The following is a 25320-nucleotide window of genomic DNA, read 5'->3' as shown; positions in this document are numbered from 1 at the left end:
ATGCTGAATGCAATAAAGCATTTATAGCATATTGCAGTTCCTGTTCTTTACGACTGCAAGCATCAATTTATATTTTCTTCGTTTAGCGATCCTTCGTTGCACGCAGGATGACAAAGCGACAGGTTAATAAGCTAAATTCGGACTTAACCATCGCTCCACTTCTTCAACCGGCATATTTTTCCTGATGGCATAATCTTCAATCTGGTCTTTGGTTATTTTTCCTAACCCAAAATACCTCGAATCAGGGTGTGCGAAATAAAATCCACTTACCGCTGCTGTAGGATACATGGCATAACTTTCAGTTAAACGCAATCCGATTTTATTCTCCGCATCCAATAACTGGAATAAAGTTCCTTTTTCGGTATGTTCCGGACAAGCCGGATAACCTGGTGCCGGACGGATTCCTGCATATTCTTCTTTAATCAGCTCCTGGTTACTCAGGTTTTCATCCTGTGCATAACCCCAGTATTCTTTACGCACCCGCTCATGCATGCGTTCTGCAAAGGCCTCTGCCAAACGATCGGCCAGCGCTTTGGCCATGATGCTGTTGTAATCGTCATAGTTGGATTCAAACTCATTTACCAGTTCATCTATCCCAATACCCGCAGTTACGGCAAAACCACCGAAATAATCCTGAATGCCGCTTTCTTTTGGTGCAATAAAATCAGATAAGGCGTAATAAGGCTGCCCGTCTACTTTTTCTGCCTGCTGGCGGAGAGTATGAATTTTGACTAGTTTGGCGTTTGGAGTTTGGAGTTTGGAGTCTCCCAACTCAGCACCCTCAACTCTCAACTCGATATCGTCTCCTACCGCATTTGCTGGCCAGAAACCAATTACGGCTCTCGCGGTCAATAATTTCTCATCGAGGATACGCTTTAACAAAGTCTGTGCATCATCAAAAAGTTTTTTGGCCTCATCGCCCACATTTTTATCATCGAAAATTTTCGGATAACTCCCCCTAAGTTCCCAAGTATGGAAAAATGGTGTCCAATCGATATAAGGTACCAGTTCTTCTAAAGGATAATTATCAAAAACCCTTGTACCGGTAAATTCCGGAACAGGCAGATTAGGCTGAAAATCGATTTTAAATTTATTTTCGCGTGCTTCTTCAATCGTTTTAAAACGTTTATCCGAGCGCTTGTTCAAATGTGCTTCGCGTGCTTTATCGTATTCTGCCCTGATGCCTGCAATATATTCGTCTCTGGTATCAGGATTCATTAAAGTGCTGCAAACGGTTACACTTCTTGAAGCATCCAGCACATGGATGGCTGGTCCGGAGTAATTTGGAGCTACCTTTACTGCAGCATGGATCCTCGAAGTTGTAGCACCACCTATGATTAATGGAATGGTAAAACCTTCGCGCTCCATTTCTTTTGCAAAGTGAACCATTTCATCCAGCGACGGGGTAATTAAACCACTTAAACCAATAATATCGGCATTAATTTCTTTGGCTTTTTTAATGATTTCCTGTGCCGGAACCATCACCCCCATATCTACAATTTCGAAGTTATTACAGGCGAGTACCACACCCACAATATTTTTTCCAATATCATGCACATCGCCTTTAACGGTAGCCATTAATACTTTACCTGCCGACGAATTCTGATCCTGATCGGGATTATCTAATTTCTCTTGCTCTATAAATGGCAATAAATAGGCTACAGCTTTTTTCATTACCCTCGCTGATTTTACCACCTGGGGCAGGAACATTTTTCCGGCACCAAATAAATCACCAACGATGTTCATTCCATCCATCAGCGGTCCTTCGATTACCTGAATCGGGCGGGCGTATTTTTGCCGGGCTTCTTCCACGTCATCATCCAGGTACTCCACAATTCCTTTCACCAAAGAATGTGATAACCTTTCTTCAACAGAGCCTTTTCTCCACTCTTCATCTTTAACAACCTCTTTACCTTTCGATTTTACGGTATCGGCATATTCTACCAAACGCTCCGTTGCATCTTCTCTTCGGTTTAACAATACATCTTCTACCCTTTCTAACAGTTCAGGCGGAATTTCCTGATAAACCTCCAACATCCCCGCATTTACAATTCCCATATCTAAACCAGCCTGAATGGCATGATAAAGAAATGCCGAGTGCATGGCCTCCCGAACGGTATTATTACCCCTGAAAGAGAACGAAATATTCGAAACCCCACCGCTTACTTTGGCATAAGGCAGGTTTTCTTTAATCCAGCGGGTGGCATTGATGAAATCGACAGCATAATTGTTATGCTCTTCGAGTCCTGTTGCTACAGTTAAGATATTCGGGTCGAAAATAATATCTTCAGGCGGAAAGCCGATTTCGTGTACCAGGATATCGTAACTTCTTTTACAGATTTCCTTTCTGCGCTCGTAATTATCGGCCTGACCTTGTTCATCAAAAGCCATTACCACAACCGCAGCACCGTATTGCATAATTTTACGGGCACTCTCACGGAATTTATCTTCCCCTTCTTTTAAAGAAATGGAGTTTACAATTCCTTTTCCTTGCAAACATTTCAGGCCATTTTCAATAACCGACCATTTGGATGAATCGACCATGATGGGCAATTTGGCGATATCAGGTTCTGAAGCAATGAGGTTTAAGAATTTGGTCATTGCCGCTTCCGAATCCAACATCCCTTCATCCATGTTTACATCGATTACCTGTGCACCACCTTCTACCTGTTGCAAAGCAACGGCCAATGCAGCTTCGTAATCGCCACCCAAAATCAGTTTAGAGAATTTTGGAGAACCTGTAATATTAGTCCTTTCGCCGATGTTTACAAAAATACTATCAGGGGTGATGGTTACCGGCTCTAATCCACTTAAACGCATGTAAGGCTCCAGTACAGGTATTTTCCTGGGTACAGCTTTTCTAGCGTTTTTGGCAATACAGCCAATATGCTCAGGTGTAGTACCACAACAGCCACCCACAATATTCACAAAACCAGAGGCAATAAAATCATCCACCAGATGAGCCGTTTCGTGTGGTTGTTCATCATACGCACCAAACTCGTTCGGTAAACCTGCATTTGGATAGGCCGAAACATAACATCCGGCTTTTGCCGCTAACTCTTCAATGTGCGGACGCATTTCCTTTGCACCCAAAGCGCAGTTAAAACCGATACTTAATGGTTTTGCGTGCATTACAGAGTTTAAGAAAGCTTCTGCCGTTTGACCGGAAAGCGTTCTGCCAGAGGCATCGGTAATGGTTCCGGAAATCATGATTTCGAGTTTACGGCCAATTACCTCTTCATATTTTTTAATGGCTACAATGGCCACTTTTGCATTTAAAGTATCGAAAATGGTTTCGATTAATAATACATCCGAGCCACCATCTACCAGGCCACGTACCTGCTCGTAATAGGCTTCTTCGAGTTCGTCAAAATAAACCGCCCTGAAACCAGGATCGTTTACATTTGGCGACATAGAAAGGGTACGGTTGGTTGGACCAATGGCACCGGCAACAAAACATTTACGATCTGGATTTGCCGCCATAAATTCATTTGCAGCTTCTTTTGCTATCCGTGCACCTTCAAAACTCATTTCGTAAGAAAGGTCTTCCATCTGGTAATCGGCCATGGAAATGCGCTGGGTACTGAAGGTATTGGTTTCGATAATATCGGCACCAGCCGCCATATACTCCAGGTGTATCGTTTTTATAATATCCGGACGCGTGATGTTCAGCAAATCATTATTGCCTTTTACATCACAGGGATGGTCCTTAAATCGCTCTCCCCTAAAATCTTCTTCGGTTAAGGTATATCGCTGAATCATGGTACCCATAGCACCATCAATCACCAAAATACGTTTCTCTAATTCTTCTCTTATGCTCATTCTAGTTGTTAGATATGAGATGTGAGACATGTGATATGAGAATTATTAAGCACAAATTATGACTCAAATCTCATATCTATCATCTCAAATCTCAAAAAAAGGCTTATCTAAAAAGTTGGTACGTGAATCGTAATCCTAAACTTATCTGGCCCCGAATTTATCCGGGATAGAATTTAGCACCTTGTATGGTTACAGGTTGCTAAGACTTCGTTGGGTCTAATCCCTCCGTCTTTCTTAATAAGCGTACAAAAATGCAACAAAGCTACATCAATTCCAAAATTTATCGCTTTGCCGCCAAATAAAATTACAAAGGCCATGCAAAACTGCACAGCCTTTAAAATATTGTTCTGTTTTTAATCTTATCTTCTGTTACCGAAAATGCGTAATAAGAATAAAAAGATGTTAAGAAAATCAAGATATAAGCGCAATGCCGCAACTATTGCCATCTTTTTTGATTCTACCTGTAGTACCTGTTCTCCACTTGCTTCGATACCCTGACCAATCTGTTTAATTTTCTGAACATCGTAAGCGGTTAAAGCCGTAAAGATTGCGATACCAATAAATGCCATAAATAAACTAAACTGCTCACTTTGGATAAACATATTAACCACACTTGCAATTACTAATCCGATTACGCCAACCATTAAAATAGGGCCGAATTTACTTAAATCGATATTGGTAGTATAACCCATAACTGCCATAATACCAAAAATACCAGCAGCACCTGCAAAGCAGCTTACTACCGAACCAGAAGTATAAGCCAATAGGATAAAACTTAAACTTACACCTGTTAATACCGAGTATAAAACAAAAACACCTATCAAAGCTGGGTAAGAAAGTTTACTTAAGCCAAAACTCATCAGTAAAACAAGTCCAAGTGGCGCAAACATAGCAATGTATCCAAAAATAGACATCCCTACTTTGCCGGTAGATGGGTTAACAGTTAAAAGATATTGCATAAACTGCTCATTTGTTCCAAAAAGATAAGCAGCTACGGTTGATAAACTCAAGGCAACGAACATCCATAAGAAAACGTTTGCAAAGAATTTTTTAGAAACAGAGTTCTCTTGTACAAAAACACTGTTTTTTTGATATTCGAAATTTTGTTGTTCCATTTTAAATTTTGTGTATTTAACTATATAAAAATAAATATTTAGTTTAATCTTTTTGTCAACAGTTCTTCAACTTTTTTAAAGAACTGAAGGGGTTTTAATGTGCGCCATGGCAGATTATCAAAAGCGCCTCCAAAGTTAATGTAATAATCGATGTTATTGTCTCTAAATTCGGCAATTACATGTTCCTGGAAATTCACCCCAACAATCCAGCCATCTTCTACTTCCTGAAACCATTCTTCGTAATAACTGTCGTCAGAAGAATGAAAATTCAATACATTTTCGCCAATCAGGATAAATTTATTGATGCCTTCATCCATCATCAGCTCTAAAATATCGCGCTTGAGTAACATAATGTCGTTGTTAATGGCATCGTTCCACTCCCCTATAAATTCTATAATGGCATAACTCCGGTCGTAATCGGCATATAACACCTTCATGTAAAGCGTATTCGAACCAAACTCGTCCCACTGCGGGTGCAGTAAAAAATTATAAATCTGCTTATCAAAATAAAGCTCCGAATATTCGGTATTGTAAAACGGCGAACGCTCGTCTTCTGCCGAAATATAATCATCTCTCCACTGGTAATAAGGCTCTATCTCGTGCATATACTTTAATTATTGAATGATTGAACAGACAAATTATTGAATGATTGAATTTTGAATGAGAGATAAATAAATTATCGAATGAATGAATTTTGAATGAGTGAATATTAAAAGCTACTCCCAAATTCCATCATTCAAAATTTTCTCATTTCGTCATTCTATCATTTTTAGTGTCCTGCTTCTACTGCTTTACGTACGCTTCCGTAACGGGTTAACAATTCGGCGGCTTCATCGTAGCCAATATTTAGTTCGTCGGCAACCATTTGTGTACCGCGATCGACTAATTTATGGTTAGTTAACTGCATATCGACCATTTTATTGCCAACTACGCGCCCCAGCTGAACCATAACGGTGGTACTCAGCATGTTTAAAACCATTTTTTGTGCCGTGCCCGATTTCATACGGGTAGATCCGGTAACAAACTCAGGTCCAACCACCACTTCAACCGGGAAATCCGATTCTGCAGCTATTGGTCCGCCGGTATTACAAACAATACAACCGGTTAAAATGCCATGTTTGCGTGCCGTGTTCAATCCACCGATCACATAAGGTGTGGTACCCGAAGCAGCCAAACCTACCAGACAATCTTTTTCGTTGATGTTAAATTCCTGAAGATCTTTCCAGGCCTGTTCGGCGTCATCTTCTGCAAATTCTACTGCTTTTCTAATGGCCGTATCACCACCAGCAATGATGCCAACAACCCAATCAAAAGGAACACCATAGGTTGGAGGGCACTCTGAGGCATCAACCACACCTAAACGACCACTGGTACCTGCTCCAATATAAAAAAGACGGCCACCTTTTTTCATCCGTCCGGCAACTGCCGTTGTTAATTTTTCGATCTGAGGCAAAGATTTCTCAACGGCATAGGCAACCGTTTTATCTTCGTTATTAATGCCCTGCAGAACTTCCAATACCGACATCTGATCAATGTGGCTGTAATTGGATTCTTGCTCGGTAACTCTGTCCATAAATTTAATTTTGATAAAATTCGGTAAATTCTTTCTAAAATCTACCCTAAAAAATCAAAAATATATCTCACAAACATCAACGAACTCCTTCTTGGCGTTAATTAATGTTAAAAATTATAAACAAAAGACACGAAAATGCAGTTAAAAAATATATCAACCCGCTAATTTTCATAAATTTGCCTAACGCTGATGAAAAAAAATACCCGTAATAACATACTGATTGCCACGAGCTATTCTGTAATTTTAATAGCGGGTATGTTTTTGGGCATAAAATTTATTAAAGACCAGGGTTTTGGCGTAAAAAAAAGCCCGCAGCTTGCTGTTAACAGCGACGAAAAATTAAATGAAATTCTGCACATCATCAACGGCAATTATGTTGATGATATCAATACCGATTCGCTTCAAAATTTACCGATAGACAGCGTTTTACATCAACTCGATCCACATAGTGTGTACCTGCCTCCAACCGATGCACAGGATATGACTGATAACCTGGAAGGCAATTTTGAAGGTGTAGGTATAGAATACTACATGCTTAACGATACCATGATGGTTACGGGCGTGGTTAAAGACGGTCCGGCTTACCAGGCAGGTATAAAATTGGGCGATAAAATCCTCAGTATCGATACCGCTACGGTAAGCGGAAGAAATTTACCAAAAGATCAGCTTACCGGCCGTTTTAAAGGTAAGGCCGGCACAGGAGTAAGTGTGGTACTTTTACACCCCAATGCGCAGCAGAGCAACCGCATTATGGTTACCCGTGGCAAAGTAAACATCAGCAGTATAGATGCCGCTTACATGATCAACAATGAAACAGGTTATGTGCGCATCAGTAAATTTGGCGCCAATACCGATAACGATTTTTCTGTTGCGGCAAACAACCTGAAAGCAAAAGGCATGAAAAAGCTGATTCTCGATTTACGTGATAATGGCGGGGGATATTTTACCGCTGCAACTGGCTTAGCTGATCAGTTTTTACCAGAAAATAAACTTATTGTATATACACAGGGTAAACATGAACCCCGCACCGATTATTTTTCTACCGGAACAGGTGCCTTTCAAAATGGTAAACTTGCAGTGCTGATCAATGAAAATACAGCTTCTGCCAGTGAAATTGTTGCAGGAGCCATTCAGGATTTAGGAAGGGGCATTATTGTTGGCCGCCGCTCATTTGGTAAGGGTTTGGTACAGGAGCAATTTGCCTTTGGCGATGGCTCTGCACTTAATTTAACCATTGCCAGGTATTACACGCCATCAGGGCGAAGCATCCAGAAATCCTACAAAAAGGGCTATGATGCTTATAAACATGAGCTGGATGAGCGCATGATGGACGGAGAACTTACCGGCGACCGTACTTCTTTTCAGGATTCTATCGAAAAAACAGAAGGGGTAAACGTTCAGCCTTCTAAAAAGATTAAACCAATAGGCGGTATTCAGCCCGATGTATTTGTGAAGTTGGATACTACCGGCTACAATAAATTTTACAGTAATCTGGTGAGTAAAAAAGTACTTTCTGATTACGTATTTAATGTACTAACCACCAAATACAGCGCTAGCTTTGTTGAACAGTACATTAACATTTTCACGATAAACGATAACGATTTTAAAGATTTTATCGGGTTTCTTCAACGCAAAAATGTCCCTATAGACCGTTTTCAATTATACAGTGCAAAAAATGTAATCTTAAATGATTTGAAAGCGCTGCTTTGCAGGTACTATTTAGGCGATGTTGGTTATTACAAGGCAGCAAACCAAACCGATAACGCGGTAAGGCAGGCATTGCTTAACCTTCAATAGCCATATTTTATACTTCGCACAGGTTAAATCATCAGCTCTAACCAGATTTAAATTTCATATAAAATATATAAATCAATATAATATTCTTATTGAAACACAATTGTTAATATTATATTTTGATTTATCTAATTTTGCCTGCAATCATATCATTTATGGATGCAAAAGAACTACAGGCAAAAGATCAGGAAGTATTAAATAATCTGTTAGAAAAAATCAAGGAACAAACCGATTTATTTTTAGGTTATCCAGTTTCGAAGGATTTTGATTATCAGGCATTAGCTGATTTTTTAAAATACCCGATGAATAACCTGGGTGATCCTTTTATAACTTCTACCTATGGTGTTGGATCGCGCGAACTGGAAAAAGAAGTTGTACAGTTTTTTGCTGAACTTTTCCGCGCTCCGGCAGATAATTGGTGGGGTTATGTTACCAATGGCGGCTCAGAAGGCAATTTGTATGGTTTATACCTGGCCAGAGAACTGCATCCAAAAGGAATGGTTTATTATTCCGAAGCCACACATTACAGCGTACAAAAAAACCTGCACCTGCTTAATATGGGCAATATTGTGATCCGCACGCAGGAAAACGGCGAAATTGATTACGAAGATCTTGAACACACCATCAGGATGAACCGCCACATGCCGGTAATTATTATGGCCAATATTGGTACCACGATGACCGAGGCCCGTGATGATGTGGCTAAAATTAAAACCATTTTAAAAAAACTGGCCATACAGCATTACTACATTCATGCCGACGCTGCATTATCAGGAACCTATAGTGCTTTGATCGAGCCCAGGCCAGCTTTCGACTTTGAAGATGGTGCAGACAGCATCGCGATTAGCGGGCACAAGTTTTTTGGTTCGCCAATGCCTTGTGGCGTGGTAGTGGCAAAAAAATCGAACCGCGACCGGATTGCCCGTTCTGTGGCTTATATAGGAAGTGTAGATACCACGATTACCGGATCGAGAAACGGGCATAGCCCACTGTTTTTATGGCATACTATTAAACGACTGGGGATTGAGGGTTTAAAAGACAGGGCCATGCACAGTCTGGCAACAGCAGCTTATACCGAAGAGAAACTTAAAGAAATGGGCATAGCCGCATGGCGGAATCCGAATGCCATTACCGTGAACTTCCCTACCCCATCTGCCCCGATTTGCAAAAAATGGCAGTTGGCAGCAGAACAAGGCAATTCTCATATCATCTGCATGCCCAATGTAAGCGAGGCTCATATCGATCTTTTTATCAACGATTTAAAAGCAGAAATGATATTACAGGACTGATCAACAAAAACTTTTAAATAACCTTGGTGTTTAATAGCAAATGCTAAATGAGCACATCTAAAACATTAAACAGATCCATATGAAAATAATAATTGTGGGCGCAACAGGAACATTAGGCAAAAAGGTGGCCGATGCTTTCGCCGAAAAACATGAAGTAATCCGTGTGGGAAATACCAAAGGAGATGTTCAGGTTGATATTAAAGATGAAGCATCTATCAAAGCCATGTTCGAAAAAATCGGTGCATTTGATGCGCTAATCAGTACGAGTGGAAAAGGCCCGTTTGTAACTGTAGGGCAAATGACCGGCGAAAAATTTAAAGCAGGATTACTGGATAAATTATTGGGCCAGGTTAATCTGGTACTTATCGGACAGCATTACATCAACAAGGGCGGTTCGTTTACATTAACATCAGGAATATTGGCCGATCATCCGATAGCTGCCGGCGCCGTACTCAGCGCAGTAAACGGCGGTTTAAATTCTTTTGTAATTGCAGCCGCTCCGGAACTTGAAAATGAGGTGCGTATAAATGCGATCAGCCCAAATGTGGTTGAAGATTCTCCGGCATATTTTGATTCATTCCCGGGGGAAATTCCGGTGACGATGGAGAAAGTGGTTAAAGCTTTTGAAAAAAGTGTACTGGGCATTGTTACCGGACAGGTAATTAAAGTTTATTAAATTTTAAAAGAATAACTTCCTTTACCAAAACAGCTGACGCATCATTATTTTTAACAAAAGCTTGATCTAAAATTTTGTTTATTTACAAGCCAGACCATTATATTAGTCTGTCTAACAATCTTAAACATGATAGAAACGGAACGCCTCATTTTAAAGCCTTTAACGCATAACCAACTTTTAAAATATATTAAAGATGATCATTCTCTTGAAAAAGAATTTGATCTTTTACCAACTAAAAAAAATATCTCTCCTTCCCTGCACGATGCTTTGGAGCAAACCATTCTGCCTAATGTTTTTGATAAAGACAAAGATTATCTCTACCATACTTTGTGGACCATTATCTCTAAGCCTGATCATAGGATGGTAGGTGATATCTGCTTTGTTGGCGAGCCTGATCCAAACGGGGAAATAGAAATCGGTTATGGTACTTATGAAGAATTTAGAGGCCAGGGATTTATGACAGAGGCTGTTGCCAGGATTATCGAATGGGCAAAAGAACAGCCCAAAGTGAAATCGGTTTTCGCGGCAACTACGAAAGATAATGTGGCTTCTTATTCTATTTTAGAAAAAAACAATTTTATTCATATCGGAGAAGTTGATGATATGCTGAGCTGGAAAATAGAATTGAAATAATGTTTGCTTACGCTGAGTAATTTGCCACGGAGGCACGGATAACCACGGAATAAATCTTGCATTTATCCGCATTTATAAAGCAAGTTGCACATTTGAAATGTATTACAACACAATTTCGAACAAACTTAAGCTGATGCCTTCATAATGTTTGGGCAATCCATCGGTTTTTTCCATCGTAGCCACACCAACATAATCAAAGCCACAACCGGTATAATAATCCAGAAGTTTTTCATTATCGGCCCAGGTATCCATTCTGATAAATTTAATGCCATTATCAGCAGCAAAAATTCTAGCCCATTTAATAATTTCCTTTACAAAAGAATAACCTCTAAATTCGGGATGGGTTACAATCCTGTGGATATAAATCGCATCATGATCGCGCTCCTTCCAAATCAACTGATCATTATAAGTAACGGCAAAAACACAGGCCACAACTCCATCTACCAGGATTTTGTATTGACGGTTTTCATCAATTTCGGTTTGTACCATTTCTCTGCTGAAGCCTTGCCAGTGCTTATTAAACACCTTTTTCTGATGGGCAATAGCCATATCATAAAATTCAAAAATCGTATCAATATCAGTTGACAGGCTATTTTGTACTTGTAGTTGCATGGGGCAAAGATAAGGGTAAATTTAATTTCGTCATTTCGGGGTAAAGGTTTGATAAGATAGCTTCCCTAAGTTATCGTCTTCTCGAGCGAAGTGCAACGAAGTCGAGAGATCTATCTCGAGTTAGATTTCTCCGTTTCGCTGTGCTCCAGTCGAAATGACGTCTTGAATGGAGTAATGTCAAAGAGGATGATGCCGTTCTGTAATTAACAACAAAAAAAAGCTGCTTCTTAAAAAGAAACAGCCCTGTTAATTATAATATTAGGTATAGGCAATCAGGCCTTACACCTTCAAACCCTCAACCTTAAATTATTTCTGTCTGAAATAAATCTGAATCGGTGCTCCGGAAAAATCGAAATTCTCTCTCAGTTTATTCTCGATGAAACGTTTATACGGATCTTTAATGTACTGTGGCAGGTTGCAGAAAAAGGCAAACATAGGCGAAGTCGCATTAATTTGAGTGATATATTTAATTTTAATAAATTTTCCTTTTAATGCCGGAGGTGGGAATTTCTCGATCAATGGCAACATTACATCATTTAACTTAGATGTAGGAATTTTCTTGCTCCGGTTTTTGTAAACGTCTAAAGCCGCTTCAATTGCCTTGAAAATACGTTGCTTGTTTAATACAGAGGTAAATACAATCGGCACATCAGTAAAAGGACGGATACGCTCATGAATCTGCTCTTCAAAAGCTTTCATGGTTTGGGTATTTTTTTCGATCAAATCCCATTTGTTAACCAAAATTACGATACCTTTTTTGTTCTTTTCAGCCAAATGGAAGATATTGATATCCTGACTTTCGATCCCTTCTACAGCGTCGATCATCAACACCACAACATCTGCCTCTTCTAAAGCTTTGATGGTACGCATTACCGAATAAAACTCCAGGTTTTCTTTAACTTTGGTTTTTTTACGCAATCCGGCAGTATCGATGAGCATAAACTCGTGACCGAACTGGTTATAATGGATTTTGATTGAATCGCGGGTGGTACCTGCATTTGCAGTAACGATATTACGTTCTTTACCAATTAAAGCGTTAACCAAAGAAGATTTACCCACATTCGGGCGACCTGCAATGGTAATTTTTGGCAACTGGTTTTCCTCTTCAGGAATATCTTCGAAATTTTTAACGATTTCATCTAATAACTCGCCTGTTCCAGAACCCGTCATCGATGACAATGGATAAACTTCACCTAAACCAAAACCATAAAAAGTATGGATTTCGTTGTATAAAGCGGTATTATCTACCTTATTTGCGGTTACATAAACCGGCTTGTTACTTCTGCGGAGTACTTGTGCTATATCATCATCCAAATCGGTAATGCCTGTAGTTACATCAACCATAAAGATCAAAACACTGGCCTCTTCGATGGCAATCATTACCTGTTCGCGAATAGCCGCTTCGTAAACATCTTCCGAATTGGCCACATAACCACCGGTATCAATTACCGTAAAATGTTTATCAATCCACTCGCCAACGCCATAGTGCCTGTCGCGGGTTACGCCGCTCATGTCATCTACAATCGCTTTGCGGCTTTCTGTTAGTCTGTTAAAAAGGGTACTCTTGCCTACGTTTGGCCTGCCTACGATGGCTATAATATTACTCATGGGTGTTCTATTGATAGTTAATGGCTTATAGTTAACGGTCGTGATGTTTATGCAAGTTGCTCAAACTATTTGGCTATCAGCCATTGACTATCAACTACTAACCGATTTATTTCGGGCTGCAAAGGTACGGTTATTTTTCGTAACCTCCATTATTATTAATTTTATACTGATCTAAAAGTCCTTTTATTACTTCTTCGTTTAACTCATTTCCCTGCAAAAAAGGAAAGCCTTCCCATTTTAAAATCCCTTTGGTGTCGATATAAGCAGAAGAACCGTCAGACTTTTTTCCCTACCTTAAAATTCGAAATTAATTATCGTAACCAAAGCTTTTCAGGTAATTCTTTTTGCTTCTCCAGTCCGGAATCACTTTTACAAACATTTCCAGGAAAACCTTGCTGTCTAAAAATTTCTCAATTTCTAAACGGGCTTCGGTTCCCACTTTTTTGAGCATGCTACCAGCCGTACCGATTAAAATGTTCTTCTGCGAATCGCGTTCTACCACAATTTCTGCGGTAATCCTGATCATTGCACCTTTACCATTTTTCATTTCCTCTTCTTTAAAGCTCTTCACAATTACTTCGGTACTGTAAGGGATTTCCTTCTGGTAATTGAGAAAAATTTTTTCGCGGATGATCTCCGAAACAAAGAAACGCTCAGAACGATCGGTTAAATCTTCTTTGTCGTAATATGGCGGATGTTCGGGCAACATTTCGAGTACACGTTCCAATAATCCGCCTACATTGTGTTTATGTAAAGCCGAAATTGCATAAATCGCAACCGGATTTAACTTTTCCTGCCAGTAAGCAATCTTCTCTTCAACCTTTTCCTGCTTCGCCTGATCAATTTTATTGATGAGTACAATGGTTGGGATATCACGGTTCAGGATTTTTTCCAGAACGTCATCCTCATCGTGTTCTTCGTTAATATCGGTTACAAATAAAAGAACATCTGCATCGGTTAAAGATCCGTTAACAAAGCTCATCATACTTTCTTGTAAACTGTACTTTGGCTTAATTATTCCCGGGGTATCAGAAAAAACAATCTGATATTCTTCTTCATTTACGATCCCTAAAATACGATGTCTTGTGGTTTGTGCTTTAGGAGTGATAATGCTAAGCCGCTCGCCTACAAGCACATTCATGAGGGTGGATTTACCTACATTTGGTTTACCTATTATACTTACAAAACCTGCTTTATGCGCCATTAAAATATTTTTTAAAAAAAATTTGCAGCACAAAGAAACGAATTATATCTTTGCATTCCAATTCGGAAACAGAGTTAAGGATTTAATTCAAAAGAAAAAACGAGTTGTATAGAGTGCGGGGTGGAGTCCCAAAGTTTCGGGAGTACGCTTGTTGAGCTCAGAACCGAAATTGAAAATGACAATATAGAGTGCGGGGTGGAGCAGTTGGTAGCTCGTCGGGCTCATAACCCGAAGGTCGCACGTTCGAGTCGTGTCCCCGCTACCAGGAAGTTGGGAGTTGAGAGTATTAAGTTGGGAGTTTCTCCAAACTGAAAACTCCAAGGTCAAAACTCAGATTAATGGCCCGTTCGTCTAGGGGTGAGGACGCCAGATTTTCATTCTGGAAACAGGGGTTCGATTCCCCTACGGGCTACGATCCCGCTTTACGATAAGTAGAGCGGGATTTTTGCTTTTTGGAGAAAATTTATCTCTCAGATCAATCAATAATATTCTTATCCCATCGTAAAATCACATTTTTAATCCTATTTTTAGCATACAACAAAACATCCCAACTAACATCTAAAAACGCAATTAATGAGCTCCGTATTCAGAACATCCTATACCCAGGATCCAGACACCGTAACCGACGAGAAACTAAAAGAAATTATCGGGCAGCGAAAGTGGCAAACTGTTGATATTAAAATTTCGGAGGAAGATCTCAAAGAAAATATATGGTTTTTAAACGACGCTGTTGTTTTAAGACAAAGCAAGGAGGGTGTTCCTTTAATGACCACCACAGCAATTTACGGCCCTATCCAAAAAGACACTAAAGTTGCGCTAACTCCAGGCGAAGGAACCGGCGTAACACCACTGCCGAAAGCGATAGTAGAAATATCTTTAATTGATGAACTGGAAGCCCTGGCACGAAATGCAAAAACACCAAAAGAAGGTAATGCGGTTACAGTTAACTCGAACTGGGTAAGCAGCATTGATGGCGGAAGATTGCCTAACCTCGATCCTTCTGCGAATGTATTCGGCCAAACAGGCTCACTGTATGTAAACGAAATAGCGGTAGTTTTACCGGTGATGGATGCAAGCCACCCCGATTACGAAGAAACACTTGCTTTTTACGGAGCCAAACTGCTTAAACCAAGAGAACCATTTTATATGGGTTTTGAAGATACTTTATTTGGGATGGAGTATGACACTTCTCTGCCGGATTATATCCGTAATTACGCCATGTCGCCAATAGGTGGCGGAGGCATGTTTGTTGAACATCACCCCTTTCCCCATATTTTTCTGCCTAAGCCAGATGAAAACGGAAAAGTATTTTGCGAAGCCAAAGTTACTTTAGGGCACAAGGTGGAGGTTATGGATCCGGAAAAAGAAAACCCCAGCATTATATTTACCACTTTCAGGGTACCTGCTGACGGATCGGCCCTGGCCATTAAACCGTCTACCATACATAATGATAGTTTTACCAACGGAAAATTAGCTGTTTTTGTTGCCAACACACCGGCAGATACGGTAGCTTTCAGACAAACCGCTCCTTTTACCAATATTGTTGTAAAGGATAATGAGCCGAAAATAGAGAAGTCAAAAGATTTTAGTTAAAAATAGCGCCTGATTTACCTGCATCCGATGGCGATGCGGGCAAACAGGACTTTAATCAACATAACTAACCAAATATATATTGAACTTCAAATTAAGCTAAAAACAAGAAATAATATTTTTTTATTTAGACTAATTATAAACAAATATAAAAAAGCAAGTTGAAATAATTCAATATTTTCTGGTAAAAACGATTAGCTTTTGTTAAAACTACACAACTTGCTCATTATCAAATCGAAATTTACGACTATAAATTATCGATGATTTTTAAATTGTTCCCGACAAATCAGGATCATAAAAATATTTTAAAAAATATCGTAAATGACTTTGCAGATGTCAAAACAATTTATACCTTTGCACTCCTTCAAACGAAGAAAATTTGAAGATACAGAGTGCGGGGTGGAGTCCCGAAGTTTCGGGAGTACGCTCGTTGAGCTCAAAAACCGAAACTGAAAATGACAATACAGAGTGCGGGGTGGAGCAGTTGGTAGCTCGTCGGGCTCATAACCCGAAGGTCGCACGTTCGAGTCGTGTCCCCGCTACCAGGAAGTTGGGAGTTGAGAGTATTAAGTTGGGAGTTTCTCCAAACTGAAAACTCCAAGGTCAAAACTCAGATTAATGGCCCGTTCGTCTAGGGGTGAGGACGCCAGATTTTCATTCTGGAAACAGGGGTTCGATTCCCCTACGGGCTACGAAAATTCAATGTTAATTGATGTCAAAAACCTGCAAATTAAATATTTGCAGGTTTTTTTTGTTTACATCTAAAAGCTAAAATACACATCAAATCGCCATAAAAAATTGTGTTATTAGTGTATATCTAAGATGGAAAATACTACGCACCAAATTCTCAATAACAAACTGAATACCGACACATTAAGCTATTAAATATCTTGATATGAGAAAGATTCTGAAAAATGGAATAGTTCCGCCCCCTAAACAGCTATCTCGATAGCCTACAAAGCAAAGTGATAATAACCCATCAGGCTTTAATCCGACAATGGCATTGAAGTTACAGCAGCTAGTTTGTATGCCCAGTTTACTGGCAAATCGCAAAAAAGCAAATTTCTAATGATGTTATTTTGTAGAACATAATTCGAGCGTAAAAGAATTAATCGGAAATGGCTTTGAAGCCTATACATTAAAAAGCTACATTACGTCTGAAAAACACTTAGCAAAGTTCATTCGAAAACACTCCGCCAAAGATTGTATAGAGAAATACCCTTTCAAAGCCAATTTCATCTACCGCACTCCATGATTTTAGGCATCTTGAGATGAATGCCGAAGGCTGATTATTTCCAATCTGATGAATGATTTTTGGCAGCATGTACTCTTCCTTTTAATGTTTTATTCGTTGTTACATATATTATCGCTACATGTTGAAAATAAAATTACGCAGGTTGGGTACTACCGAAAAACGTGTGGTTTGAATAGGTAGAAATATAGGACGAATCGGTTATTTCCGGGATATTGGCCAAAAACAGCTTTAAACGCATAAATTGGGCTACAGTTTTGGATTAACACAAGGTATTGAACACCAAATATGAATGCAAGGGGGGAAAATCAGGAAAATAAAAGTGCTTTGTTTAGCGTCTGCTTTTGGTTACATGGCCGATTAAACCCAGGGCTTTTTGCAGAGCTTCATCGCGGCTACAGTTTATATCGGGTATTACGCCATGCCAATCATGCTCATCGGCACCAATGTTTAGGTATAATTTGCTCGATACCACGAGCGGAAGTTTGGTTTCGGGCAACGTGGCAGGAACAATATCGCCAAAGCTAAGGATCATTCCACCGGTTTCTTCGCCAATTACCTTTCCACGTTTGTAATGCGAAAATGCCTGGGCAAAATCTGCAGCTGAAGAAAAAGTTTGGTTACTCACCAATAAATATACCTTTCCGCTGAAACGGTTTGGGAGTTGCAGAATTTCTTCATTTTGATTTTTTACCGTATCCAGCATTCCATTTGGCTTTAAAAGCAATGTAGAATCTTCTGCAGATAGTGTTTTGCCCGTCCTGTGGGCAAGCAAGCGGTTTTTAAGCAATTGACTGTTCTTTTCCAATACACGGTCGTACTGGCGGAAAGGCTTATTAAGCAGGTATTGCAATAGATAATCGCCAACGTCTGAATCGCCTCCAAGGTTACCCCGAAGGTCAATAATTAAGTTTGCCGTTTTTTTATTGTTGAGATCGGAGAAAGCGCTATCGGCAAAGACCTTTATTTTTTCCAGGTCCTGAAAATCATCTAATTTCATCAAAGCTGTTCCTGCAAGCGGAAATGTTAAGGTAAATGGAGCTATAGTTCTCTCTGGTTTTGCAATTGATGTTCGGTGTTTATCCGTTTGGATTATATCCTTTGGAGAAACTTTAACGGTCCCCATTTTACCTTTATCATTATAAGTTAGCTCATAAAAGCCTTTTTTAGGGTAAAGTACATCATAATAGAAATCAAAGGATTTTGATCCATAACTTGCCCTAAAATCAGCGGTTTCGCCCTTAACAAGTGCTACAATATCATCTACTATCTTTTTGGCATTTATACCGTTTATTGATATAATTTCCGCATTTTTATTAAGGCCACCATGTTTCAGTTTTACATTTTCCTGCAAACGGATATATGGCTTATTGATATTTAACGCGACTTTAAAAGGAAATGCATTGGCTTTGTCTTTCTCAAATTGCTTAAGGGGCATCTCCAGGTCAATATGGCCATCCTGAAGTTTGGCAACCAGTTTTTGGGCAACAAGATAAAAAGAGGTATAATCCATGCCCTCTGCAAGGTGCTGCTTGGCTTTTTCGACATCATTGTGAAAATTTAAGCGGGAATAACGGTAATAAGGATTGGGATGGGCAGCCTCGATATAATAAACCATACTATCCAAATCGCGTTTCAGCGCATTGGCTTTAAAATGCTGTTGACCAAAAACATTTAGCGCGGTTAACAAGAATATTGGGCATAACCTAAGTATATTCATATCATCAATCCTGTTGTGCCGGTAAAGTAACTAAATCCTGAGATTTAATTTAATAATTTCTTTTTTTCATGAGTAACCAAAAGCGACAGATTTTTTTTTGCTATTATTTAAATCTACCGAGGTTTAAGGCAGCTCAGCATTTTTGATCATTACGATGTTGTATTAGAGATAAAAACCATTCAAGAAATTATATTTGAATGAAACGAGAATTACTAGCATCATTTATTTCGAGTTTAGCAAATTACCCACCTTTTTAATTCGAAAAATAATCTGGCAAGCGAAACTCGCAGCCATTTTCACTGTAATACACGTTATAGGTGCATTTTGTACTAATAAATATAAAAAATAAATACTATGTTCGCGTTATCATATAATATGTAGCCAATTGTTATGAATTTGCATTCATAAACGGAGCCCATCATTCATCAAATTCCGTCCTTCCCTGAGGACAAAGATGGATCCTATATTGTCCTATAAGATTTAATTTGGCCTAATCGTTACAGATAACTAAACCAATAAGTAAATGAAAAAGTCTATTCAAGTCCTATTTTTTTCTTTAGGAATATTGCTTGCAACCAATTTTTATACCAATGCACAAGTTCCGGTAGACACTGCAGAAATTATCCGTATATCAAATATGGGTGATGTAACTCTCTTAAAACAACAAATATTACCTATACAGATATGGAGTGATATGATCTTGATCAAGGCTAAAGTAAATGGAATAGAAGGTTATTTTGTATGGGATAACGGCTTTGCATTTTCAGCCCTTGATAAAAATTTTGCAGCAAAAATTAAGTTAAGCCCTTTGCAGCAAAAAACGGATATTGCAGGCACAGATGGCAATAATGCTCAAATATCAATGCAGTGTGAACTTGGCCGTGTGGATATGGGGCAGGTAAGTATATCGGGCTCTCCTTTTACCATTATAGATTTTGAGGCCATGATGGGAAAGCATGTAAAACCTGTAGGCATTATCGGTTCTACTGTTATAAAAAAAATGAATTGGAAATTTGATTTCGATAAGAACACCGTAACACTTGCCTTAAAGCCTTTTGAAAGCAACGGGATAAAGCTCCCCTTTGAAATGGATGCCTACAATAATTCTAAAATATTATTTGGCCTTAACGGCTACTTAGATAAGGCTGCGATAGATTTCGGCTACAACGGCAATGAAGTCGCTATCCCAAAAGATGCACTGCCTATTTTTGGCGCTGCAAAAAAATCAATTTCTATTGGCCATTTAAGCTCTTCGGTTAGCGGGCTATCGGACAGAGATACCAGTTATATTTTTAGAGACTTTAAATATTGTATCGGAGATACGAATACCGTATTGCCCCACAAATTCGAAATTATGCTGAGCAGCAACAGAAACCATGTGCTTATTGGCAACCGCTTTTTCAGGAATTACAATTGTATCATCAACAACACCAGCGGGCAGATTATCCTTACAACAAGAAAATCACCAATTAATGTTATCCCTGAAAAGAAATACGGTGCCATATTGTCTGTAAATGACGGAAAAATTCTGGTATCTTCTTTTTCCGATAATCCTAATATTAATCGTAATGCAGACCTAAAATTAATGGACGAAATTGAATCGATAAACGGAAAAAGCTTAAAGGACTTTGCAGATCCTTCACAGATAAGGGATTATCAAATCAGTTTATTATTGAAAAATATGGAAATGAAATTAAAACGGATAGACGGCAAAATATTTGTTTTTAAACCTGAACCTGATATTTATAAATAGCAGTAAGGCGATAAAAACCTGTCTTTTCCTAATCAGGCAGGGGATATCAGCTACGCTATCAGAAGTTTATAATTGATAATAGAAGAAACAGTTTTAAGCATAGAGGGAAGGGTTGGGTTATGCTTTAATTTCAGATTCCACATGATGGGAATCCCTTTTTTGGAAAAACTAATCTTTAACCAGGTGATTCCCCCTACGGGCTACGAAAATCAATGTTAATCAATGTCAAAAACCTGCAAATTAAATATTTTCAGTTTTTTTTTGTTCACCAAAGATTTGACTTTTACTAATTTTTACTTCTTTTATTTTTAATGTTTTTTTAAATATAAATCTAAACCATTTCATTCTGAAATAAATTGATTGCATAAGAAGCTGGAAACAGTGTAAAACTGCTGGACAGTTTGAAACGGATCTGGTAAAATTATAATCCTCAAATAAGAATATAGAAAGTGTTCCTAATAGGATCATTCTAACTTTCAATTTATTTTATTAACTTTCCAATTCAATATATTTATCTAAAAATGAAAAAAAACGTTCCTTTAACACTAATTTTTGCTTTATTAGCAATTTTCTCTTCATGTAAAAAAGAAGACTCTGTACCAACAGGAGGTATAGAAGAAAAAAACACAGTCAGTAACCGAGAAAAGAACGACCTCATAATGCGAGGTACAGAACCAGTAGGTGGTGCTCCAGTCGATTTACAATTACAATCGGACGGATCATATCTTGCCTATTATGCAGGAGTTACCTTAACATTTACGGATGTTTCGAGGAGAACTCCACCTTATCAAAGCGGGGAACCTGTCGGTTCAATTAGTATCTATGCAAACGCATCATCAGGAGTTACAGTTTCATCTGACGGCGGGCCGTATTTTTCAGGATATCAATTGGTTTACGGAATGCCTCCGGGTTATCTATCTGGCTTGAGCAACTACCGTACGGCATATTCAGATTATATATTCGACAAAAAAAATTCAAGCGGAGAATTACTACAGCCAAACATCCCTATAATTAATGATTACCTGCCCTCAATCTCAGGTCAAACCAAAATCATTACAGGTAAAGTAGTCATGTGGAAAAGTTCAGAGTCAGGTTTAGCAGTTGTACCATATGACTATGTTGGTCCTAAAGCCGGAGAACCTATAGAATAGGCTCTTTAAACTTAAATGGTAAAACATTATTGCTTGAAATACAGAAACTTATTAATATGATTATCTAATTAAGATATGCATCACTAGAAGCTAATAGGCTGAGTATAGTACGCTACGGGCTACGAAAAAAGCATCAATCCAATAAGGTTGATGCTTTTTTTATGCTTTAAAATCCTTTATAAAAGTTATAGAAGATACCAATATCAAACCCGATGATCAACGATAGCTGGCGTTTTACCTGTAGTTGCATTGGTATAAAGATCTAAATCAGTGCCAGCCAAAACTTCCAGGTTTTTTACTTTATAACCAAATACCTTATTTAGCTGCTGAAGTTTCTGTTCTACATATTCATCTTTTTCAGCACTGGTTAAACCGGTTACCAGCATAAATTTTATTGAGGTATGTCCTTCTTGAGGTGCTATTTGTATTTGAAATCGTTCAACATCTGAAAAAACTTTGTTGAAATCATCCAGTTCATAGTTACACTCGTTAAACATAAACGATCTTTTTTCCCTACCTTTTAATTCAAGGTAAAGTTGGCCGTCAATTTCAATCCATTTACCAATATCACCGGTATTATATCTAAAAACAGGGAAACGCTTACGGAATAAATTGCTCACCACCAGGCCACCATAACCATCAGCATCAGGCTCGTTCGTTTCAACTACCAAACCATCAATTACCCTGAACAATGATGGCAATCGGCTATAATCGCACCAGGCCCATATCCCCGTTTCTGCCGAACCGTATAAGGAGTAGATCTGCCGGGTTCCAAAAACCTCTTCGAAAAGTTTAACATGCGATGGCGGCAAAAACTCGCCACCAAACAAAAGATTTTCGATGGACAAGCTAAACTGGTTCTTTTTTAGAAATTGTGCAAAAAGAAATAATTTTGAGGGGGTACCCAATAATAAACTGGGCTTAAAATTTTGAGCCATCTGGCAGGCATCTTCATAGGGCAAGCTGGCGCCCGCCACCAGGGTAGTTGCACTGCATCTTTCTAATAAATCGTCCATAATGGCAGCGGTGCGGTACATATCCATATAACCGAACATATTGAGTGCAATGGTTTTTGTGTTAAATACCCCGGCCTGCTTTAATGCTGCAGCAAGTACGGCTCGTTGCTCCAGGTTTTCGGCAATATCAACAGGAAAAACCAGCGGTTTTTGGGTAGATCCGCCTGAACGCACCAAATAAACACCTTGTTTTTGGTTATGCAGGTCAAAATTATTGTTTAACTGCGTAATCAATTCCTTTTTGCCCATTAATGGCGCATTTTGATAATCGTCGTAATGCTGGTAATAGGACTTGAAAAGCGCAGACTGCCTGACAATTTGATAGTATTGATTAAGAAGGGGATTCATATTCTAAGATTCATCTTTTAAGCAGCAGATAGCCAACGTATTTTGGCAAAAAGTGGCGGTGATGCCATAAAAAGCGGGCTTTCTGGGTATTGGATGGCAAATTTTGTAGGGCATGTTTATACCAGCGTTCACCAATCATGCCCATTAACAGGCGATCGTATTTATCCTTGCTCTTTAAGTACCTTAAAATTACGGGCGGTAACTCGATTTGTTTAAAATGGCTGTAGTTTTTCCGCGACAGGCCTCCGGGCACCTCGTTAACATAAAGATAGCCACCCGTTTGTAATGCTATTTTCCCGGGCACATTATTCAGAATGCCTTTTAGCACCCGATACCAAAAATCTATTCCTTCATTTAGCTGCGCCTCGGTTTGGTATTGATAAGAAGCAATCCACTTACTTTTTACGATTACGTTACTGCCAACGCCCATGATAAAATGTGGCGAGCTAACAGCCCTTAGCGGATCTTTAAGCAAATATAAATCTGAAGCAAGGGGCTCGAGATACCTCTTTAGGGGCTCTAAATCAGGATAAATTTCATTGCCGGGCATAAAAGCGATATTGAGCACCATAAAATCGAGCCGATGCTTGGTAAATGCATTTGCTGCTACCTCCAGCAGCTTAGGATGATATTCATCATCAGCATCCAAAAAGCTAACTAATTCACTATCAGAGGCTTCAAAACCGATATTGCGGGCATTACCCGGCCCTTTATTCTCAGTGAGTTCAATTATCTGGACCCTGCAATTTCCAAAGGCCAAAACATTATCGCGCAAAAAATTACGGACGACACTAAGACTGTTATCTGTGCTTAAATCGTCAACAATAATCAACTCATCCGGCAATTTAGTTTGCCGGATGAGTGAATTAAGCGTTTGGCTAACATAAGCCGCTTTGTTAAACAGCGGTATAATGATGGCGTGGGTCATATTTATGATGCTGACATCATTGCCGGGAAGATCACTCCCCTGCCCTGGTGAACATTTACCACACTTTCTGCTGAACCGCGGAATAAACCAGGGCCAAAAGACCAGTTATTATAACACAACAACATTCCGACCAGATTGATCAATGTTTTATCCGAACCACTGCCATAGGTAAACCAACGTTGAGGTACGTATTGCTGAATCATGTATTCGGGCCAATGCCGGGTGATGATATCGGCCCAAACATTAGCCTCGCAATCACTTTTTACATACATATCGATACCCCGGCCACCGCTATTGCGTTTTAACACCCAATTTAACGGCGAATGACTTACTTCAGCACGTTTTTCGGCTGTATGCAGGGCATAGGTGGGTATTAAAAACAATCGTAAAAAAAGATATTCTTCTTCAGAGAGATAATTTTTCATGATCTCTTCGCTCCACAAAACAGCAAGGATGCGTTTGTCATGAACCAAAATCAATGTACGTACATCATTAAAGTAGTCACCTTGCTTGATGATCAACTTTAATACCTCGGGATCAAAATTGCGCAGTTCTTCGCGATCCATTTCCAGTATAAACTGGCTTACGGCTTTACCATGCAGCATCAATTCACCATTTTGGCAACTTAATTGCGCCGGGTTTGCCGAAACATAATTCAGGCCCTGTTTGCTAAATTCATTTAACAGGTAAAATACCTCAGTACCTTTTTCTTTCTCATGTACAAGTACAACAGGCTCTTCATTGTTAAACCGGCCAAAAATGGTATTTACAAAGTTTTGCTGATCTGGGACGGCTTCCAGTAAGGGTAACTTACTATCTTCGGTAATCACGTTAAGGTAATAACTTAACATCCATCCGTTGATCGGGTACCTGGCCCCTATTTCACAAATTTTGATGCTCCCATCTTCTGCCTGTAAAAAATCGGGCCGATACATGCCCACTTGATAAGGTTGCGCTTTGGCGATACTTAAAATATTGTTTAAGCGCTCATCAAAGTTATAAATGGCACGAATACTTTCATCTTCGAAATAGGCATTTACAACACCGGTTAAAGCTTTGTTCAATACCTGGCACAGTTTTTCCATCCGTGCCATTTCTTTGCGTTTTACAGCAACGGGAACCGGGGAAAACGAATCGGCACCATTACATGGGATTTCGCCCAGGTGTTTCATCAGCAATTCATTCAGTATTTCCCTGCTGCAAATGATTTGTCCTTCTACAAGCTCACCAATCATA

The 25320-nt window shown here is 39.2% G+C and carries 18 protein-coding genes, 4 tRNA genes and 1 riboswitch; of the genes, 11 read left to right on the top strand and 11 right to left on the bottom strand.

All coding sequences use genetic code 11. From position 1 onward, the window contains the following. Positions 1 to 123: 123 nt before the first annotated feature. From metH to murQ, 4 genes are all read right to left on the bottom strand, one after another. Complete coding sequence (gene metH / locus ACTJKC_RS10265; RefSeq protein WP_440791640.1) at positions 124 to 3822, bottom strand: methionine synthase; 3699 nt, start codon at positions 3820 to 3822, stop codon at positions 124 to 126. A gap of 138 nt (positions 3823 to 3960) precedes the next feature. Then, positions 3961 to 4066: riboswitch (SAM riboswitch) on the bottom strand. Between the two features lie 115 nt (positions 4067 to 4181). After that, positions 4182 to 4937, bottom strand: coding sequence for a Bax inhibitor-1/YccA family protein (locus tag ACTJKC_RS10260; RefSeq protein WP_440791638.1), 756 nt, complete (start codon positions 4935 to 4937; stop codon positions 4182 to 4184). 38 nt (positions 4938 to 4975) lie between these two features. Next, the gene (locus ACTJKC_RS10255) at positions 4976 to 5542 is read right to left on the bottom strand and encodes a hypothetical protein (RefSeq protein ID WP_440791637.1); all 567 of its coding nucleotides are present in this window, start codon (positions 5540 to 5542) and stop codon (positions 4976 to 4978) included. A gap of 164 nt (positions 5543 to 5706) precedes the next feature. Further along, on the bottom strand, positions 5707 to 6510 hold the full coding sequence (murQ, locus tag ACTJKC_RS10250; RefSeq protein WP_440791635.1) for an N-acetylmuramic acid 6-phosphate etherase: 804 nt from the start codon (positions 6508 to 6510) through the stop codon (positions 5707 to 5709). Between the two features lie 189 nt (positions 6511 to 6699). On the opposite strand from murQ, the gene ACTJKC_RS10245 reads away from it, so the two are divergent. The 4 genes from ACTJKC_RS10245 (at position 6700) to ACTJKC_RS10230 (ending at position 10902) form a co-directional block, all read left to right on the top strand. Beyond that, positions 6700 to 8307 carry a S41 family peptidase gene (locus tag ACTJKC_RS10245; RefSeq protein ID WP_440791633.1) on the top strand — a complete coding sequence of 536 codons (1608 nt, stop codon included), beginning with the start codon at positions 6700 to 6702 and terminating at the stop codon, positions 8305 to 8307. A gap of 152 nt (positions 8308 to 8459) precedes the next feature. Continuing rightward, on the top strand, positions 8460 to 9593 hold the full coding sequence (locus ACTJKC_RS10240) for a histidine decarboxylase (protein WP_440791631.1): 1134 nt from the start codon (positions 8460 to 8462) through the stop codon (positions 9591 to 9593). 79 nt (positions 9594 to 9672) lie between these two features. Further along, positions 9673 to 10269 carry a short chain dehydrogenase gene (locus ACTJKC_RS10235; RefSeq protein WP_344852165.1) on the top strand — a complete coding sequence of 199 codons (597 nt, stop codon included), beginning with the start codon at positions 9673 to 9675 and terminating at the stop codon, positions 10267 to 10269. Between the two features lie 126 nt (positions 10270 to 10395). Continuing rightward, complete coding sequence (locus tag ACTJKC_RS10230) at positions 10396 to 10902, top strand: GNAT family N-acetyltransferase (RefSeq protein ID WP_344852166.1); 507 nt, start codon at positions 10396 to 10398, stop codon at positions 10900 to 10902. A 102-nt stretch (positions 10903 to 11004) separates the two neighbouring features. On the opposite strand, the gene ACTJKC_RS10225 is transcribed toward ACTJKC_RS10230, so the two are convergent. The 3 genes from ACTJKC_RS10225 to era all read right to left on the bottom strand — a co-directional run bounded on the left by ACTJKC_RS10225 (position 11005) and on the right by era (position 14326). Beyond that, positions 11005 to 11514 carry a GNAT family N-acetyltransferase gene (locus ACTJKC_RS10225; protein WP_440791629.1) on the bottom strand — a complete coding sequence of 170 codons (510 nt, stop codon included), beginning with the start codon at positions 11512 to 11514 and terminating at the stop codon, positions 11005 to 11007. Between the two features lie 306 nt (positions 11515 to 11820). After that, positions 11821 to 13122 carry a ribosome biogenesis GTPase Der gene (der, locus tag ACTJKC_RS10220; RefSeq protein ID WP_344852168.1) on the bottom strand — a complete coding sequence of 434 codons (1302 nt, stop codon included), beginning with the start codon at positions 13120 to 13122 and terminating at the stop codon, positions 11821 to 11823. Positions 13123 to 13429: 307 nt separating this feature from the next. Further along, on the bottom strand, positions 13430 to 14326 hold the full coding sequence (era, locus tag ACTJKC_RS10215) for a GTPase Era (protein ID WP_440791626.1): 897 nt from the start codon (positions 14324 to 14326) through the stop codon (positions 13430 to 13432). A gap of 189 nt (positions 14327 to 14515) precedes the next feature. Here era and ACTJKC_RS10210 point away from each other — a divergent pair. The 5 genes from ACTJKC_RS10210 to ACTJKC_RS10190 all read left to right on the top strand — a co-directional run bounded on the left by ACTJKC_RS10210 (position 14516) and on the right by ACTJKC_RS10190 (position 16608). Next, positions 14516 to 14591 (top strand) — tRNA-Met (locus ACTJKC_RS10210). 75 nt (positions 14592 to 14666) lie between these two features. Further along, a tRNA-Glu gene (locus ACTJKC_RS10205) sits at positions 14667 to 14738 on the top strand. A gap of 161 nt (positions 14739 to 14899) precedes the next feature. Further along, the gene (locus ACTJKC_RS10200) at positions 14900 to 15919 is read left to right on the top strand and encodes a hypothetical protein (RefSeq protein WP_440791624.1); all 1020 of its coding nucleotides are present in this window, start codon (positions 14900 to 14902) and stop codon (positions 15917 to 15919) included. A 466-nt stretch (positions 15920 to 16385) separates the two neighbouring features. Beyond that, positions 16386 to 16461: transfer RNA gene (locus tag ACTJKC_RS10195), tRNA-Met, on the top strand. A 75-nt stretch (positions 16462 to 16536) separates the two neighbouring features. Next, a tRNA-Glu gene (locus ACTJKC_RS10190) sits at positions 16537 to 16608 on the top strand. An 891-nt stretch (positions 16609 to 17499) separates the two neighbouring features. Here the strand turns inward: ACTJKC_RS10190 and ACTJKC_RS10185 are convergent. Further along, positions 17500 to 18888, bottom strand: a complete 1389-nt coding sequence (locus ACTJKC_RS10185) for a S41 family peptidase (protein WP_440791622.1) — start codon at positions 18886 to 18888, stop codon at positions 17500 to 17502. 523 nt (positions 18889 to 19411) lie between these two features. Here ACTJKC_RS10185 and ACTJKC_RS10180 point away from each other — a divergent pair. Both ACTJKC_RS10180 and ACTJKC_RS10175 read left to right on the top strand, forming a co-directional pair. Beyond that, positions 19412 to 20641: an aspartyl protease family protein gene (locus ACTJKC_RS10180; RefSeq protein WP_440791620.1), complete on the top strand. Its 1230-nt coding sequence runs from the start codon at positions 19412 to 19414 to the stop codon at positions 20639 to 20641. Between the two features lie 521 nt (positions 20642 to 21162). Beyond that, positions 21163 to 21792 carry a hypothetical protein gene (locus tag ACTJKC_RS10175; RefSeq protein WP_440791618.1) on the top strand — a complete coding sequence of 210 codons (630 nt, stop codon included), beginning with the start codon at positions 21163 to 21165 and terminating at the stop codon, positions 21790 to 21792. Between the two features lie 203 nt (positions 21793 to 21995). On the opposite strand, the gene ACTJKC_RS10170 is transcribed toward ACTJKC_RS10175, so the two are convergent. Genes ACTJKC_RS10170 through ACTJKC_RS10160 form a run of 3 tightly spaced genes read right to left on the bottom strand, consistent with a single transcriptional unit; the run spans position 21996 to position 25319 of the window. Then, positions 21996 to 23156, bottom strand: coding sequence for an AMP-binding protein (locus ACTJKC_RS10170; RefSeq protein WP_440791616.1), 1161 nt, complete (start codon positions 23154 to 23156; stop codon positions 21996 to 21998). A gap of 10 nt (positions 23157 to 23166) precedes the next feature. Next, complete coding sequence (locus ACTJKC_RS10165; protein ID WP_440791614.1) at positions 23167 to 24084, bottom strand: glycosyltransferase family 2 protein; 918 nt, start codon at positions 24082 to 24084, stop codon at positions 23167 to 23169. A gap of 2 nt (positions 24085 to 24086) precedes the next feature. After that, on the bottom strand, positions 24087 to 25319 hold the full coding sequence (locus tag ACTJKC_RS10160) for a hypothetical protein (protein WP_440791612.1): 1233 nt from the start codon (positions 25317 to 25319) through the stop codon (positions 24087 to 24089). Position 25320: the final 1 nt, after the last annotated feature.

Origin of the sequence: Pedobacter sp. 22226 (assembly GCF_052045455.1) — a bacterium.
Classification (GTDB): Bacteria; Bacteroidota; Bacteroidia; order Sphingobacteriales; family Sphingobacteriaceae; genus Pedobacter; species Pedobacter jeongneungensis.
This window is presented reverse-complemented; position numbering and strand designations above follow the sequence as displayed.

What these genes read in the sequence shown, in the direction of transcription:
- ACTJKC_RS10255 (WP_440791637.1), bottom strand. Translation starts at nt 5,542, where the DNA reads ATGCACGAGATAGAGCCTTATTACCAGTGGAGAGATGATTATATTTCG.
- era (WP_440791626.1), bottom strand. Translation starts at nt 14,326, where the DNA reads ATGGCGCATAAAGCAGGTTTTGTAAGTATAATAGGTAAACCAAATGTA.
- ACTJKC_RS10165 (WP_440791614.1), bottom strand. Translation starts at nt 24,084, where the DNA reads ATGACCCACGCCATCATTATACCGCTGTTTAACAAAGCGGCTTATGTT.
- ACTJKC_RS10240 (WP_440791631.1), top strand. Translation starts at nt 8,460, where the DNA reads ATGGATGCAAAAGAACTACAGGCAAAAGATCAGGAAGTATTAAATAAT.
- der (WP_344852168.1), bottom strand. Translation starts at nt 13,122, where the DNA reads ATGAGTAATATTATAGCCATCGTAGGCAGGCCAAACGTAGGCAAGAGT.
- metH (WP_440791640.1), bottom strand. Translation starts at nt 3,822, where the DNA reads ATGAGCATAAGAGAAGAATTAGAGAAACGTATTTTGGTGATTGATGGT.
- ACTJKC_RS10235 (WP_344852165.1), top strand. Translation starts at nt 9,673, where the DNA reads ATGAAAATAATAATTGTGGGCGCAACAGGAACATTAGGCAAAAAGGTG.
- ACTJKC_RS10200 (WP_440791624.1), top strand. Translation starts at nt 14,900, where the DNA reads ATGAGCTCCGTATTCAGAACATCCTATACCCAGGATCCAGACACCGTA.
- ACTJKC_RS10185 (WP_440791622.1), bottom strand. Translation starts at nt 18,888, where the DNA reads ATGAATATACTTAGGTTATGCCCAATATTCTTGTTAACCGCGCTAAAT.
- ACTJKC_RS10175 (WP_440791618.1), top strand. Translation starts at nt 21,163, where the DNA reads ATGAAAAAAAACGTTCCTTTAACACTAATTTTTGCTTTATTAGCAATT.
- ACTJKC_RS10170 (WP_440791616.1), bottom strand. Translation starts at nt 23,156, where the DNA reads ATGAATCCCCTTCTTAATCAATACTATCAAATTGTCAGGCAGTCTGCG.
- murQ (WP_440791635.1), bottom strand. Translation starts at nt 6,510, where the DNA reads ATGGACAGAGTTACCGAGCAAGAATCCAATTACAGCCACATTGATCAG.
- ACTJKC_RS10225 (WP_440791629.1), bottom strand. Translation starts at nt 11,514, where the DNA reads ATGCAACTACAAGTACAAAATAGCCTGTCAACTGATATTGATACGATT.
- ACTJKC_RS10160 (WP_440791612.1), bottom strand. Translation starts at nt 25,319, where the DNA reads ATGATTGGTGAGCTTGTAGAAGGACAAATCATTTGCAGCAGGGAAATA.
- ACTJKC_RS10260 (WP_440791638.1), bottom strand. Translation starts at nt 4,937, where the DNA reads ATGGAACAACAAAATTTCGAATATCAAAAAAACAGTGTTTTTGTACAA.
- ACTJKC_RS10180 (WP_440791620.1), top strand. Translation starts at nt 19,412, where the DNA reads ATGAAAAAGTCTATTCAAGTCCTATTTTTTTCTTTAGGAATATTGCTT.
- ACTJKC_RS10230 (WP_344852166.1), top strand. Translation starts at nt 10,396, where the DNA reads ATGATAGAAACGGAACGCCTCATTTTAAAGCCTTTAACGCATAACCAA.
- ACTJKC_RS10245 (WP_440791633.1), top strand. Translation starts at nt 6,700, where the DNA reads ATGAAAAAAAATACCCGTAATAACATACTGATTGCCACGAGCTATTCT.